The organism is Vreelandella boliviensis LC1 (genome assembly GCF_000236035.1).
In the GTDB taxonomy this organism is placed as follows: domain Bacteria; phylum Pseudomonadota; class Gammaproteobacteria; order Pseudomonadales; family Halomonadaceae; genus Vreelandella; species Vreelandella boliviensis.
The window spans coordinates 641,913-656,461 of sequence record NZ_JH393257.1 but is presented as its reverse complement, the minus strand read 5'-3'; the positions used below and the strand labels follow the sequence as shown (position 1 = coordinate 656,461).

General features: G+C 58.8%; 12 protein-coding genes. 6 read left to right on the top strand and 6 right to left on the bottom strand.

What is annotated here, in order from left to right; all coding sequences use genetic code 11:
* The 3 genes from KUC_RS02770 to KUC_RS02760 form a co-directional block, all read left to right on the top strand.
* A partial coding sequence (locus tag KUC_RS02770; RefSeq protein WP_244264727.1) for a histone deacetylase family protein occupies window positions 1–739 on the top strand: 739 nt, incomplete at its 5' end.
* Complete coding sequence (locus tag KUC_RS02765) at window positions 736–1,842, top strand: histone deacetylase-like amidohydrolase (RefSeq protein ID WP_007111569.1); 1,107 nt, start codon at window positions 736–738, stop codon at window positions 1,840–1,842. The genes KUC_RS02770 and KUC_RS02765, both read left to right, overlap by 4 nt.
* A complete protein-coding gene (locus tag KUC_RS02760; RefSeq protein WP_007111568.1) occupies window positions 1,839–2,795 on the top strand; it encodes a branched-chain amino acid transaminase in 957 nt (318 codons plus the stop codon). The genes KUC_RS02765 and KUC_RS02760 overlap by 4 nt, the downstream gene beginning before the upstream one ends.
* Here KUC_RS02760 and KUC_RS02755 read toward each other — a convergent pair.
* The 6 genes from KUC_RS02755 to KUC_RS02730 all read right to left on the bottom strand — a co-directional run bounded on the left by KUC_RS02755 (window position 2,792) and on the right by KUC_RS02730 (window position 10,487).
* Window positions 2,792–3,895 carry a pyridoxal phosphate-dependent aminotransferase gene (locus tag KUC_RS02755; RefSeq protein WP_007111567.1) on the bottom strand — a complete coding sequence of 368 codons (1,104 nt, stop codon included), beginning with the start codon at window positions 3,893–3,895 and terminating at the stop codon, window positions 2,792–2,794. The genes KUC_RS02760 and KUC_RS02755 overlap by 4 nt on opposite strands.
* 44 nt (window positions 3,896–3,939) lie before the next feature.
* Window positions 3,940–5,319, bottom strand: coding sequence for an FAD-binding oxidoreductase (locus KUC_RS02750; protein ID WP_007111566.1), 1,380 nt, complete (start codon window positions 5,317–5,319; stop codon window positions 3,940–3,942).
* Window positions 5,320–5,383: 64 nt separating this feature from the next.
* Window positions 5,384–7,015 (bottom strand): ABC transporter ATP-binding protein, encoded by a 1,632-nt coding sequence (locus tag KUC_RS02745; protein WP_040479346.1) that lies wholly within the window; start codon window positions 7,013–7,015, stop codon window positions 5,384–5,386.
* 27 nt (window positions 7,016–7,042) lie between these two features.
* The gene (locus KUC_RS02740; protein WP_007111564.1) at window positions 7,043–7,876 is read right to left on the bottom strand and encodes an ABC transporter permease; all 834 of its coding nucleotides are present in this window, start codon (window positions 7,874–7,876) and stop codon (window positions 7,043–7,045) included.
* Window positions 7,873–8,853, bottom strand: a complete 981-nt coding sequence (locus KUC_RS02735; protein WP_040479343.1) for an ABC transporter permease — start codon at window positions 8,851–8,853, stop codon at window positions 7,873–7,875. Before KUC_RS02735 ends, KUC_RS02740 begins: the two co-directional genes overlap by 4 nt.
* A gap of 77 nt (window positions 8,854–8,930) precedes the next feature.
* The gene (locus tag KUC_RS02730; RefSeq protein ID WP_007111562.1) at window positions 8,931–10,487 is read right to left on the bottom strand and encodes an ABC transporter substrate-binding protein; all 1,557 of its coding nucleotides are present in this window, start codon (window positions 10,485–10,487) and stop codon (window positions 8,931–8,933) included.
* Between the two features lie 253 nt (window positions 10,488–10,740).
* Here KUC_RS02730 and KUC_RS02725 point away from each other — a divergent pair, with 253 nt between their 5' ends.
* The 3 genes from KUC_RS02725 to KUC_RS19895 all read left to right on the top strand — a co-directional run.
* Window positions 10,741–11,466 (top strand): GntR family transcriptional regulator, encoded by a 726-nt coding sequence (locus KUC_RS02725; protein WP_007111561.1) that lies wholly within the window; start codon window positions 10,741–10,743, stop codon window positions 11,464–11,466.
* Complete coding sequence (locus KUC_RS02720; protein WP_007111560.1) at window positions 11,444–12,466, top strand: histone deacetylase family protein; 1,023 nt, start codon at window positions 11,444–11,446, stop codon at window positions 12,464–12,466. The genes KUC_RS02725 and KUC_RS02720 overlap by 23 nt, the downstream gene beginning before the upstream one ends.
* A 100-nt stretch (window positions 12,467–12,566) precedes the next feature.
* Window positions 12,567–14,549: ATP-binding protein (locus tag KUC_RS19895; RefSeq protein WP_244264726.1), on the top strand; the 1,983-nt coding region annotated here is incomplete at its 3' end.

Below are 14,549 nucleotides of genomic sequence, written 5' to 3'. Positions count from 1 at the left end.
GGGTGGCGCCCACCACTACCCGCGACATCCGATTGGGCAGGCGGGCTGGCATTTGCACGACATGGCCTGCCCGCTAAGTGCCACCAGTTTTCAAGGTGCGCTGGCCTCAGCCGCTAGCGCCGAAGCGGCGGCAGAAGAGGTGCTTAATGGCGCGCCAACGGCCTATGCGCTGTGCCGCCCGCCGGGGCACCATGCCGGGCCTGAGCGCGCCGGGGGCTTTTGCCTGCTGAATAACTCGGCGCTGGCGGCCACGGTGCTGCGCGAACGCTTTGATAAGGTGGCGATCATTGATGTGGATCTGCACCACGGCAACGGCACTCAGGATATTTTCTATCATCGCAGCGATGTCTGGACGGGTTCGCTGCATGCCGACCCCAGTGATTTCTACCCGTTTTTTTGGGGTGGCGCTGATGAAGAGGGCTTTGATGAGGGCGTAGGCGCTAACGTAAATCTGCCCTTGCCGGTAGGCAGCGATGGGGAGGTCTATCTTGACGCTCTGGCGGTGCTAGTTGATCACCTGCAGCGGTATGAGCCGGATGCTGTGGTGGTGGCGCTCGGCTTAGACGCCCATAAAGATGACCCGCTAGCCGGGCTAACGGTGGAAACCGAGGCATTTATCGAGGTGGGTAAACGCCTGGCGGCGCTTTCGCTACCCATGGTGATTGTTCAAGAAGGTGGTTACCCCACAGAGCATCTAAGCGCCAACCTGACCGCCTTTATGCAGGGTTTTATGGCATGAGCAAAACCGGTTTCTATTGGCACGAACGCTGCTTCTGGCACGACCAGGGTCCCATTGGTGTGTTTTCAGCGCCCGGTGAGTTCTTACAGCCTCAAGCCGCCTCGGAAAGCCCAGAAAGCAAGCGGCGGCTGAAGAATATTCTCGAAGTCAGTGGGCTGATTGATGAGCTGAACGTGGTTAAACCGCCTGCCGCCGCGCTGGAGGACTTATTGCGCTTTCATACCACGCGCTATCTAGATCAACTGCAGGCGGGAGATAAAGCGAGGGGCGGCAATGGTGGTGACTGCGCACCTTTTATGCCCGGCAGTTGGGCGGCGGCCACACAATCCGCAGGGTTAGCCAACGCCGCTGTTGAAGCCGTGGCGCTCGGTGAAATAAGCAACGCTTACGCCCTGTGCCGCCCACCGGGGCACCATGCTGAAGCCGATCAAGGCCGTGGCTTTTGCCTGCTTGGCAATATTCCCGTGGCGGTGATGCGCGCACGTGCCTTGGGGCAGGTGAACCGCGTGGCGATACTCGATTGGGATGTGCACCACGGCAACGGTCAGCAGGCGGCATTTTATGACGAGCCCGATGTGCTGACTATTTCACTCCATCAGGCGGCCAACTATCCGCTGGAAACCGGTGGCTTTGACGAGCAGGGCGAAGGTGCCGGCCTTGGCGCCAACCTTAACCTGCCGCTGCCGCCGGGCTGTGGTCTGGGGGCCTACGCGTACGCCATGGAAAAACTGGTGCTGCCCGCGCTGGAATCCTTTAACCCCGAGCTGATTGTGGTGGCCTGTGGTTATGACGCCTGCGCTAAAGACCCTTTGGGAAAAATGCTGCTTAATAGCCAAGCGTTCGCCACCATGACCGCTCAGCTTAAAACGCTCGCCGAGCGCTGCTGCGATGGCAAACTAGTGTTTATTCACGAAGGCGGCTATTCGGAAGGCTATGTGCCGCTATGCGGCCACATGGTGATCCAAACCCTGGCGGGCAGTGCGATTAGCGTGCCCGACCCGCAAAACGATGAAATTGCCGCGTGGGGCTATCAGGCCCTGCAACCGCACCAGCAAACCTTAATTGATAGCTGGCGCCAACAGTGGGAGCAAGCAACACAATGACACCGCTTTATGATCGCGATGGCTGGATTTGGCAGGATGGTGAGTGGCGGGAATGGCGCGAGGCCAAGGTGCATGTGTTATCCCATACATTGCACTATGGCATGGGCTGTTTCGAGGGCGTGCGCGCCTACGCTGGACCCAGCGGCACGCATCTATTTCGCGTTGCTGAACACACCCGCCGTTTGGCGGAGAGCGCCCACTCGCTGGATATGCCGCTGCCGTTTAGTGAAGCTGAATTGATCGATGCCCAGCGCGGGTGCCTAGCTAAAAACAACCTGGACAGCGCGTACCTGAAGCCCACGGTGTTTTTTGGCGCGGAAGGTTTAGGGCTACGCGCCAAGGGGCTAACTACTCATGTAATGGTCGCCGCCTGGGATCTGGGCCCCTATATTTCGCCCCAGGCCGCGACCCACGGCTTGCGTGCGCTAACGTCTTCCTGGGCGCGCCATCACGTCAATATCAGCCTATGCCGCGCCAAAACCAACGGCCACTACGTCAACTCTATACTGGCGCTGAATACCGCGATCAAAGCCGGGTTTGATGAAACCATCATGCTCGACCCGGAGGGCTACGTGGCCGAGGCCTCGGCGGCCAACGTATTTTTACTGCGCGATGGTGTGCTGCATACCCCAGAGGTGACCTCGTGTTTGCAAGGCATTACCCGGGATAGCGTGATTCAACTAGCGCAAAAAGTGCTGGGTATTGAAGTGCGCGAGCGACGGATTACCCGCGACGAGCTGTATACCGCCGATGAGGCGTTCTTAACCGGCACCGCCGCTGAAATACTGCCACTGCGCGAGCTGGATGGGCGGCGCATCGGTGGGCGTGCTGGCGCGCCGCCTGTCAACGAGCCCATCAGCCAAAACAGCGTGACGGCGCAACTGCAAGGCTTATATCGCCAGGCGGTGAGGGGTGAACTAGCTGATTTTCACCACTGGTTAACGTCGGCTTAAGCTCTAACCGTATTCTCTAACACCGACAATCTGCCTGGTTCCAGCGCGGCTTGCACCGCGGTAATACGAATTACATTGGCAAGTTCGGGATGCGCCAAGCGAGCGACTAACACCCCTTTGTCTAGTAGCTGCTGGTGTACCTCGGCAGCGAGGTCGGCGCTGGGTAGGCGAATGCCGATAAAGTTGGTGGCACTGGGCAACACATCGGCGCCGAGTGCGCGGAAGTGTGCTGCCAACTGCTCCCGGCGGGCTTTTACATCAGCGACATGCTGATTCACCTCATCTGGATGATCGAGCACCACTTCGGCGGCGGCCAGAGTCAGCGACGATACCGCGTAGTGAATACGTACTTTCATCATCATCGCCAGTACGTCTGGGTCGGCGATGGCGTAGCCAATGCGCAGACCCGCTAGGCCGTGGGCTTTGGAGAACGTGCGCAGGCGGATCACCCCCGGTATGGCCTTGGCGGCGAACTCGCTGTTGGCATCATCGCGGAAGTCTCCATATGCCTCGTCTAACAACAGCCAGCAGGTATCGGGCAGCGCGTCGCGCAGCTTGAGGATGGCGCTATCGCTATGTAAGTGGCCGCTGGGGTTATCCGGGTTAGCCAGATAGACCAGCCGGGCATTTTCCTGATGGGCAGCAGCGGCCAGAGCTTCCAGGTCAGGCGCCAGCACGCTGGGCGCTTCATAATAGCTGGGCTCAACCAAACGACAGCCTTGGCCTTTGGCAAAATAGCCCAAGGTGGGGTAGGTGCCTGCGGTGCTCACCACAGCTTCCCCCGGCTCGCAGGTGGTGCGCAGAGCCAACGCAATCAAACTGTCAGCACCGGCATCTACCAACAGCGTATCCAGTGGAATACCTTGCTGTGCGCTCAAGCGTTTGCGCACCCCCAGCGCTTCGGCATCGCCGTAACAGTAAACATGTTCAGCCAGCGCATCGCCAAAATGCTCGCGTAGGGCGCGATGGGGCATATCCAGGCCTTCGTTAGAGCCCAGCCGATGGGGAATTTGCTTGCCAAGTCGGCGCTCTAGAACCTTGATGCCGGGAAACGGATTAACAGGGCCTTCACTGAGTAAGTGATTGGGGTAGCGGGGCATGGTGATTCCTAACAATACAGTGAATGTTTAACTTAAAACGTTTCTTAAAGTACTTTGCCGGGGTTGAGCAGATTAAGCGGATCGAGAGCCTGCTTAAGGGTTTGCATTAGCTCGATCTCGGCGCTCGAGCGGCAGGTGCCCAGCCAGGGGCGCTTTTCCAAACCAATACCATGCTCTGCAGAGACCGAGCCGCCCAGAACACGCAGTGGTTCGTAGACCATGGCTTCCACTTCGCGGCGCACCTCGGGTTCAGCGCTGCCCGCACTGACGGAAATATGCAGGTTGCCGTCGCCCAGGTGGCCAAACACTACCAGGCGTGCATTGGCCCAGCGCTGGGTTAACTGTGCTTCCAAGGCATCGGTATAGCGCTGCATATCGGCAATCGGCAGGCTGACATCGAAAGTGAGTACCGGCGCGAGGCCTTTGACCAAGCCTTCAATATCTTCTCGAATCGCCCATAGTCCATCGCGCTGGGTGCTGGATTGAGCCACTACCGCATCAACAATCAACTCACTCTCAAGGGCACTCTCCAGCGCCTCGCTGAATTGACTGGCATTGCGCTCGGCGTCGCTGCCCAGGGACTCAATGATCACATAAAACGGATGCTCGGTGGCAATCGGTGGCGTATGGCGGCCCAGGGTTTCGGTGAGTAGGCGGTAGTGGTTTTGCCACATCACCTCAAAAGCACCCAGGCTGCCGCCGAGGGCTTTGCCCATATGGCTAAGCAGCCCGGTGAGGGCTTCGAATGAAGAGCAGGCCACCAGCGCCGTTTGCTCGCTGGGCGTAGGCGGCTGCAGGCGCAGCACTGCGCGGGTCACAATCCCTAACGTGCCTTCGCTGCCGATAAACAGCTGTTTTAAATCGAAACCGGCGTTATTTTTCAGCATGCGATTCATGGAACTGACCACCCGGCCATCGGCCATTACTGCTTCAAGGCCGAGCACCTGCTGACGCATCATGCCGTAGCGGATCACCCGAACGCCCCCGGCGTTGGTGGCGATATTGCCGCCAATCGTGCAACTGCCCCGAGCGCCCAGATCCAGCGGGAACTGCAGGCCGACCTCTTTGGCGGCTTCCTGAACCCGCTGTAACGGCGCCCCCGCCTGCACGGTGAGGGTGCCGCCCACTTGGTCAATCTCTTCGATCGCGCTCATGCGTTCCAGGGAAATCACCAGCTCATCCGGGCTAGCTTCCGCGCCATGCACTAAGCCAGTTAGTCCGCCGTGGGTTACCACGGGTTGTTGAGCGTTGTGACAGGCTTTCATGACCGCAGCCACCTGCTCGGTATCCGCCGGGCGTACAATGGCGCCTGCCTGGCAGGGCGCGCCGGTCATCCAGTCCACGCGGCGGCTTTGAACATCATCGCCGGTTAATACATGGGATGGGCCCACAATGGCGCGCAGCGCCTCAAGGGTTATTTGCATGTATATTCCTTAACTCGTCTTTTCCATTTTATAAACCAGCTTTTGAAAAACCTGCTCTGCAAACTTATGCAGTCGCCGCTACGGGGGCCTCGCGGCCAGGAATCGCTTTCAGCAGGTCCTGGGTATACGCCTCTTTTGGAGCGAGGAAAATCTGCTCGGCGCTGCCTTGCTCAACAATGCGACCATACTGCATCACCACTATGCGGTCGCAAATCTGCGCAGCGACGCGTAGGTCGTGAGTGATAAATAGCAGCGATAGGGAGAGCCGCTGTTTTAGCTCCTCCAGCAGCTCCAGTACCTGGGCTTGTATCGATACATCCAGCGCTGACACGGCTTCGTCCGCCACTATCAGCTCAGGGTTAAGCGCCAGCGCCCGGGCTATGCCAATACGCTGGCGCTGGCCGCCGGAAAATTCGTGGGGGAAGCGCTCTACGGCGCTGGCGCCCAAACCCACCATGTCTAACAGCTCGCCCGCCTGCTTAAGTGCGGCGGCCTTGGGCGTCCCGTTAGCTATCGGCCCCTGGGCAATCGCCATGCCCACTTTGGTGCGTGGGTTGAGCGAGGCGTAAGGGTCTTGAAAGATCATCTGTACCCGGTGGCGTTCACGGCGCAGCGCATCGCCTTTGAGCTGCGAAAGGTTCACCCCATCCAGCAGCAGCTCGCCGCTGTCTGGGTGCTCCAAACGCACCACGCAGCGCCCGAGAGTGGATTTGCCAGAACCGGACTCGCCTACAATCCCCACCGTTTCGCCGCGGGCGAGGGTAAGCGAGACATCTTCCAGAGCGCGCACCTCCCGGGCAGGTTTAAGCCAACCGCCTCGTGAGCGAAAGACCTTATTGAGCTGCTTGATCTCCAGCAGCGGCGCCACCTGGCTGGTCTCGCGGTGAGGCGGCACCGCATTGCTGGGGATGGCGGCAATCAGCGCTTGGGTATAAGCATCTTGAGGGTTTTGCAGCACCGATTTGGCGTCACCCAGTTCGACAATCTTGCCGTGGCGCATTACGCAGACTCGGCTGGCGATCTCCGCCACGACGCCAAAGTCGTGGGTGATAAACATCACCGACATGCCGCGGCGTTGCTGTAGATCGCGAATCAACTCAAGAATCTGCGCCTGGGTAGTCACATCCAGCGCCGTGGTGGGCTCATCGGCTATTAGCAGGATAGGCTCCAGCGCTAAGGCCATGGCGATCATGACCCGCTGGCGCTGGCCGCCGGAAAGCTCGAAAGGATAGGCGCGAATGGCTTTTTCCGGTTGAGGAATACCTACTTCGATCAGCAGTTCCAGGGCGCGGGTCTGGCGCTCTTTGGCATTGAACTGACCATGGGCCTCAAACACTTCGGCAATTTGCGCGCCCACCCGCATTAAAGGGTTGAGAGCGGTCATCGGCTCCTGAAAGATCATGCCGATTTTGAGCCCGCGCAGGGCGCGGTGCTGCTTCTCGGTCATGGCAAGCAGGTTTTGGCCCTCAAACAGTATCTCGCCCTGGGTGGCGCGCACGCCTTTGGGCAGTAGCCCCATCACTGCGTTGGCAGCCATCGACTTGCCCGAACCCGATTCACCCACCACGCACATGATCTCGCCGCGTTTCACGTCGTAGCTAACGTCTTCCACCGCTAGAGCACGATCCGCCCCTTTGGGCAGCGCAATATTCAGGTCGCGAATGCTAAGCACGGTTTCTGTTGATGCTTCATTCATAACAAGCTCTCCAGCCATAACAAACGCCTAGCGCTCGCGTGAAAGTTTGGGGTTAAGCGCATCATCTAGCCCTTCACCGACGAGATTCAGCGCCAGTACCGTCAGCAAAATCGCCACTCCGGGGAAGAAGCTTAGCCACCAAGCCTGGCGAATTACCGTGCGCGCCGCACCAATCATATAACCCCAGGACATCACGTTGGGGTCGCCCAAGCCCAGAAACGACAGCGCCGATTCCAGCAAAATCGCGGTTGCCACCATCAGCGAGGCCAGCACGATAATCGGCGACAGGGTATTGGGCAGAATCTGGCGCAGAATAATCGTGGTGTTGGACTGGCCCACCAAGCGCGCGGCTTCGACATATTCACGGTTACGCAGCGACATAAACTCGGCGCGTACCAAGCGAGCTACCGGTGGCCAGCTCACTATCGCAATCGCTAAAACAATCGAGCTGATGCTGGGCTGCATGATGGCCACCAGCACAATCGCCAGCGCGAAGTTGGGAATGGTCTGAAAAAACTCGGTAAAGCGCATCAGGAGGTCGTCAATCCACCCGCCGTAGTAACCGGCAATAGCCCCCAGCGGTACGCCAATCAGCAGGGCCACACTGGTTGAGACAAGCCCTATCAGAAGCGACACCCAGGCGCCGTGCATTAAGCCGGATGCCACGTTGCGCCCCATGGTGTCGGTGCCTAGGGGAAAGCCATCCTGGGAGAGTGGGGGCAAAAAGGGCCGCTGCACCATCCTCCAAGGCGATTCAGGAAACAGCAGCGGCGCCAGTATCGCCATGGCGATAATCACCAGCAGAATAATCAGCCCCACCAGAGCGCCACGGTTTTGCGCGAAGCGTGCGAAAAAGCTCATGCGGCCCCCTTCTTGATGCGTGGATCAGCCAGGCTGTAGACCAAGTCGGTGATGATGTTGAAGACGATAACCAGCGCCGCCGAGAAGAAGAAAATTCCCAGCAGCAGGTTATAGTCGCGCTGCTCAAGGGCTTCGAACATCAACCGCCCGATGCCGGGCCAGGCAAACACGGTTTCGGTCAGGATCGCCCCGCCGACCATCTGCCCTGCCTGTAGACCTGCCAGGGTGATAATCGGCAATAACGCGTTACGCAGCACATGGCGGCGCTGAATAATACTCGGTTTTAACCCTTTGGCGCGGGCGGTTTTAACGTAATCCTGTTGGGCAGCGTCAAGCATGGAAGTGCGCGTCATGCGGGTGTAAATCGCCATAAAGAACAGCGCCAGAGTGGTCGCCGGTAGCACCAGATGCTTGGCAATATCGAGCGCCAGGGCAAACCCCGTGTGACCCGCGCCCACGGTGTAAAGGCCGTAGGCGGGCAGCCAGCCGAGATATACTGAAAACACCACTACCGACATCAGCGCTACCCAGAACAGCGGCGTAGCGTAGAACACCAGCGCTAGCGCCATAATCAGCGAGCCAGAGGGTTTCTTGACCCGCGCCGCGGCCATAGAACCCGCCACAATGCCCAGTACCAGCGAAAGCACAAAGGCGGTGCCGGTGAGCAGCAGGGTGGCGGGTAGACGCGCCATAATCAGATCAAATACTGGTACGCCCAAGCGATAGGAGTAGCCGAAATCGAGCATCGCAATGCCCGATACATAGCGCCACAGCTGCACGTACATCGGCTGATCAAGGCCGAAGCGCTCGCGCAGCTGATTAAGAAATTCCTGGTCAGCTGCGCCCGCTTGTCCCGCCAGAATGGCGGCCGGATCGCCGGGGGCCAATTGAATCAGCAGGAAATTAAAAATAACGATTAAAAACAGCACAATCACGGCTTTAAACAGCCGCATAAGTATTAGGCGAGCGTAGACCATAGACACCTTCCTGACGGATACCTTCATGACATGGCTAAAACACCCAGGCAGCTCTCGCTACCTGGGTATACTTGGGTTTAGCGGTCTAGCCAAGCATCCTTAAAGCCGTCGTTCACACCCACGCCGGAAGTGACCAGGTTCTGAACATCACAACGGTAAAGGGTCGGGAAGCCAAGCTCCATTAGCCAGCCAACGGGCACATCTTCGTGCAGGATTTCTTGCACTTCGCGGTAAAGCTTTTCGCGCTCTGCGTCGGGAAAGGCGGTCGCTGCTTCATTAAACAGCTCGTCAACGCGCTCGTTTTCGTAGCCTTCGACGTTATTCCAGGGCGAGCCCTTAGCAATGTTGTCAGAAAGGTAGGTGCGCGAAATACCCAGGGCCGGGTCGCCGTACTGGAACAGGTAGGTAAAGGCGAGATCGTAGTCCCAGTCACCCAGGCGCTGGTTCCAGCCGCCCACATCGGTGGCTTGAGTGCTGACGTTAATGCCTACTTCACGCAGGTTCTGCTGCACGGCTTCGGCCCAGCGCGTCCAGGTTTCGCCATAGGGCAGCGGTAGAATGGTGATCTCTTCACCGTCATAACCCATCTCTTCAAGCAGCTCGCGGGCACGATCCGGGTTGTGGTCGTAGGGTTCCAGGTCATCGTTCTGGAAGCGCGCATTAGAGCCAAAGGCGGAGAGCGGCACGTTCCCCAGGCCATTCCACAGCACATCTTTGGCAAACTCGCGATCCATGGCGTACATCACCGCCTGGCGGAAGCGTTTATCCGCAGTGGGGCCTTCGCGGTTATTCATCCACAGCATGGCGAAGGGGCTGAAGTACTCGTGGCCCTCTTCGGTCATGCAGACGTTATCCATCGCCGCCAAGCGCGGAATGTCGAAGTTCTCGACGGTGCCGCTGGGTAGCACATCAATGGTTTCATTTTCGAACGAGACTGCGCGGGAAGCGCCGTCAGGAATGATGTGCCAGTTAACGCCGTCGAGGTAGGGCAGGCCCTCTTCGTAGTAATCGTCGTTTTTAACCAGCTCGATAACGGTACCGCGCTCCCAGTTGGCAAACTTAAACGGGCCGGTGCCAATCGGGTGGTCATTGTGCTCGTTATCACGGAAATCAGTGCCTGCGTATAAGTGCTCGGGCACCATGGTGAAGGTGCCCGCTTCAAAAGAGAGCAGGAACGGGCCGAAAGGCTGAGTGAGGGTAAACACCACGGTGTGGTCGTCGGTGGCTTCAATGCTTTCTACATGCTGCAGGACTGCCCTGGCGCTAGGATTCAGCTCGCGATGAAACACATCCGCAGAGAACACCACGTCGTCGGCGGTGAAAGGTTCGCCGTCGTGCCAAGTCACGCCCTCACGCAGGTGGAAGGTGTAGGTGCGGCCATCCTCACTGACGTCCCAGGATTCCGCTAGCTGGGGCATGGGTTCAAGATCGGTGGTGTAGCGCAGTAGGCCTTCGTAAATATTACCTGCCACGGTACGGGTAGGCGCGTTTTGAACCATGCCCAGCACCAGGCCGGGGGGCTCGGGCTGGATAATGGTATTAACCGTTCCTCCCGACTTGGGGTCATCGGCCAGAGCGGCGGTGGCAAAAGCAAGTGCTGCAGCGGAAATAGCCAAAGCTAAAGGTGTCTTCATGTTTCCTGCTCCTCGTTTATTAGGATAAAGCCTTGCACGTAATAGATTTACGTAGTCGTTAGGCGAGCGAGGCGTGGCGTGTCAGGCCCAGTTGTGATGATTGTTGGGGGCCTTTAGAAGCTAGCACTTAAAAGCCAGCTCTTAAAAAAATAGCAGCATGTGGTAAAACTGTCGACAGTCGGCAATCGTTCGTCGACAAGAAGGTATTTTTCGTCATACTGGGAAGAACACGTCATATCCATGAGTGAAAGTTATGGCCTTACCAACGGTGGCTCCCAGGGCCTTTATCCAGCAGCAAAACCTGGTCGAGCAAGTGGCTGACTATTTAACCCAAGCGATTATTCAACAACACTTTTTGCCCGGTGAACGGCTCTCTGAAGTGCAGCTTTCCCGTGACTTGGGCGTTAGCCGCGCCCCTGTTCGCGAGGCTGCTCGTTTGCTCGAAAGCCGTGGCTTATTGATCTCAAAACCCCGCCGTGGCTTCTTTGTTCGTGCGTTGAATGCCGTTGAACTCGAAGATGTGTTTGATTTGCGGTTGTGCCTTGAGCGCCATGCCATCCATCGTCTGGCCGAACGCTATACGCCCGATGCTCAGCGCGCACTCAAGCAGCAGGTAGAGGTGCTATGTGAAGCGGCAGCCGGTAACGATGGCACCCGCCGCATCGAGGAGGATCTGCAGTTTCACCGGCTAATGTTGCACTACGCAGGTAACGAGCGGCTGTTGCGTGCCTTTGACGACCTGACCCATGAACTGCGCCTCTGCATTACCTTAATTACCAAAACCCATGAAGCCCCCGATACCATCGCCACCAGCCACTTTAAGTTGCTCGACGCGCTGGAAAGCGGCAGCTCTGACGCCTGCCGTGAGGCGATTGACTACCACATAGGCGTTGCTCGTGATTTTGTGGTCAAGGGTGTAGGCGAAACCGGAGATAGTTCTGATGACGATAGTGCCGATGAAGACGTTCTTCCACGCTGATCAACTGCTTCATCAGCCGCAAACCTATTTCTCCCGGGGCAAAATGCGCACTCCCCAGGAAGTGCCCGAGCGTGCCACGCATATTCTGGCCGCAGCCAAGCGGCTGGGGTTTGATGTTCAAGCACCCGAGGATTATGGGGTAGCGCCGTTAAGGGCGGTGCATTCGCTGGCCTATCTGCGCTTTCTGGAAAGCGCCCATCGGCGCTGGCATACCCTTGGAGAAGATTGGGGGGAAGAGGTTATCTCCAATATCTTCGTGCGTTCGCCCAATGCCCTGCGCGGCATATTGGCGGAAGCCGCCCGCTACTTGGCCGACGGCAGCGCGCCGGTGGGCCAGGATACCTGGCAGTCTGCTTATTGTTCGGCGCAAAGTGCGGTCGCCGGCGCTGAGGCTTTGCTGGCGGGCGATCGGTTTGCCTATGCGCTATCACGCCCGCCGGGCCACCACGCGGGCATCGACTCCGCCGGTGGTTTCTGTTTCCTCAACAATGCCGCCATTGCCGCGCAGCACCTTACCTCGCGATATCCGCGCATCGTCGTACTCGACCCTGATATGCACCATGGCCAGGGCATTCAGGAGATTTTCTACCAGCGCGACGATGTGCTGTATATCTCGATCCACGGCGATACCACCAACTTCTATCCGGCGGTGAGCGGTTTTGAAAACGAGCGCGGGCAGGGCGCAGGGCTGGGCTATAACATCAACCTGCCCATGCCTCACGGATCAGAAGAGTCGGTGTTCTTTGACCATTTGGAACAAGCCTGCCAGGCCATTCGTCTATTTGAGCCTGACGCCATCGTGCTGGCGCTTGGGTTTGATATCTACGAGCGCGACCCCCAAGCCAAGGTGGCCGTTTCAACAGCGGGGTTTGGTGAACTGGGCCGCAAAGTCGCAGGCCTGAACGTTCCGACACTGGTGGTACAGGAAGGCGGTTACTACCTGGAAGGGCTGGAGGCCAATGCGGTGAGTTTTTTTGAGGGGTTGCTCGCTAAGAAGTAATCAGTAAGACAAGCCATCAAAGTGTCTGGCAAAATGGCTGCTTTCAGCGATCAGCAAACGATCCGGATCGCCCTTGAAATCGTCATTGAAAGGACACGGCATGGCCCACCTGCTACGCATCGTGATGATTCACGGCCACCTGGAAGGGGTGGTCGAATTGAGTGTGGACGGTCACACCAATATTTGCGGCACCAACGCCTCCGGTAAAACTACGCTTCAGCGTCTGGTGCCGGTGTTTTACGGCGAGCTACCCAACAAGGTCGTGCCTAAAACGCGTATGAAGTTTGATGCGTTTTACCTGCCCAACCGCAACAGCTACCTGGTGTACGAATACCGCCGTGAAGCAGGCAATATCTGCCAAGCGGTGCTGACCCGTAAAGCGGAAGGCGGGGTGGAATACCGCTTTGTTGGCGGGCCTTACCAGCCGGAAGATTATTTGGTCGAAAGCGAGGCGGGCGTGGCCGCACTGGACTACACCCAGTGGGCCAGCGGCCTGCGCCGCAGCGGCACGCCTGTTTCTCCCAAGCTGGGGGCTACCTCTGAATTCCGCTCGGTGATTCAAAACGACTTTACCCAGCTGCACGGCAACAGCCGCGACGGCCTTAAGCTGCGCCAGATCGCCGCGCAGTTTAGCCTGGTCAAACCCGAGCGGCGTATCCGCCATATCGAAAAGCTGGTCTCGGCGGTGCATGCCAAAGAGGGCAAGATGGACACCCTCAAAACCATGCTGGCGGCGATTTTCGAAGAGGATGGCGTAGAGCTGCCGGTGACGCGGATTCGCAACACCAAAGCGCGGGAGTGGATTGCCCAGATGCGTCAATCCATGCGTCTGGAACCGCTGCAGGCATCGCTCGCTCGCCTCGCCGGCATCGACCGCGAACTGGCCGATCTTGACGCCACACTCTGGCAGCTCAAGCCCCAGCTCGAAGACGACCGCCAGCGCGCCGAGCGCCAAATGGCCGATCTGGATGCCGAACTGGCCCGCCACCAGCGCGAGTTCCAGCAGCGGGAGAGCGACTACGGTGAGGCGCGGGACGCGCTAAACGACCGCCACAGCGAAGTGGTCAGCGATCTGCAGCAGACCCAGCGTCGCTTGAACGACCTGCAAAGCCAGTACGAGCGCTACGCGGAGGCGGATATGCCCGCCCTGGAGCGGGATATCAATGCGCTGCCCCAGTGGCGCGAACAGCGCGACCAGCTGCAAAAGCACCTGAACGTGATGCAGGATGCCGTCAAAGAGAGCCAGGCGCGCTTAGACGGCCGCCTGCGCGAGCTTTCTGAAGCACTGGCCCGCCAGACGGGCGAAGCCCAGGAACTGATCGACGCCCTGGTCGAAGAGAAAGCCCTGCGCCGTGAACAGCAATGGGAGGCCGAACAGCAGCTTAACGAGCGCTACCAGCAGGAGCGCCAACGCCTTGAAGGCGAGTATCAGGCCCAGCTGGAACTGGGCGTTGAGCAGCTAGCCGAACTCAAAGCGCAGCTCTCACTTTCAACCCAAACTGCCGAAGAAGCTGCTGATGCTGAGCTTGCCCAGGCGCGCCTGGATCTAGCCCAGCAAGAGCGCAACGCATCCGCCGCCACTCTGGATGGCTTACGCAGGGAGTTTGAGAGCTGCCGCCGCGCCCGCGACGACGCCGAGCAGCAATTGGTGCAGCTTCGCCAGCAGCTTGAGCGCGCCGAGCAGCGCTGTTACGCGCTCTATCAGCAGCGCGACCCGGAGCAGGGCAGCCTGCGCCACTTCCTGCGCTACCACCGCCCCGGTTGGGAGCAGCAGCTAGGCAAAGTGATCGCCCCGGAGCTGCTGGAGCGCCGCGATCTCGCCCCGCAACTGGCCGAAGGCGCCAGCGATGATCTGTTCGGGCTGGCGCTGGATCTCTCCGCCATCGCCTTGCCGGATTACGCCCAGGACGAAGCCACCCTGCTGGCTGCCATCGAAGAAGCGGATGGCGCCAAGCGCCGTGTATCGACAGAGTGCCAGACCGCCGAGAAAGCACTTAAACAGCACAACGAGCGCGTGCAGCAGGCGGATGAAGCCCAGGATCAGGGCCGTATGGCCCACAAGCGCGCCGAGCAGGAAGTCGAG

What these genes read in the sequence shown, in the direction of transcription:
- KUC_RS02765 (WP_007111569.1), top strand. Translation starts at nt 736, where the DNA reads ATGAGCAAAACCGGTTTCTATTGGCACGAACGCTGCTTCTGGCACGAC.
- KUC_RS02760 (WP_007111568.1), top strand. Translation starts at nt 1,839, where the DNA reads ATGACACCGCTTTATGATCGCGATGGCTGGATTTGGCAGGATGGTGAG.
- KUC_RS02755 (WP_007111567.1), bottom strand. Translation starts at nt 3,895, where the DNA reads ATGCCCCGCTACCCCAATCACTTACTCAGTGAAGGCCCTGTTAATCCG.
- KUC_RS02750 (WP_007111566.1), bottom strand. Translation starts at nt 5,319, where the DNA reads ATGCAAATAACCCTTGAGGCGCTGCGCGCCATTGTGGGCCCATCCCAT.
- KUC_RS02745 (WP_040479346.1), bottom strand. Translation starts at nt 7,015, where the DNA reads ATGAATGAAGCATCAACAGAAACCGTGCTTAGCATTCGCGACCTGAAT.
- KUC_RS02740 (WP_007111564.1), bottom strand. Translation starts at nt 7,876, where the DNA reads ATGAGCTTTTTCGCACGCTTCGCGCAAAACCGTGGCGCTCTGGTGGGG.
- KUC_RS02735 (WP_040479343.1), bottom strand. Translation starts at nt 8,853, where the DNA reads ATGGTCTACGCTCGCCTAATACTTATGCGGCTGTTTAAAGCCGTGATT.
- KUC_RS02730 (WP_007111562.1), bottom strand. Translation starts at nt 10,487, where the DNA reads ATGAAGACACCTTTAGCTTTGGCTATTTCCGCTGCAGCACTTGCTTTT.
- KUC_RS02725 (WP_007111561.1), top strand. Translation starts at nt 10,741, where the DNA reads ATGGCCTTACCAACGGTGGCTCCCAGGGCCTTTATCCAGCAGCAAAAC.
- KUC_RS02720 (WP_007111560.1), top strand. Translation starts at nt 11,444, where the DNA reads ATGAAGACGTTCTTCCACGCTGATCAACTGCTTCATCAGCCGCAAACC.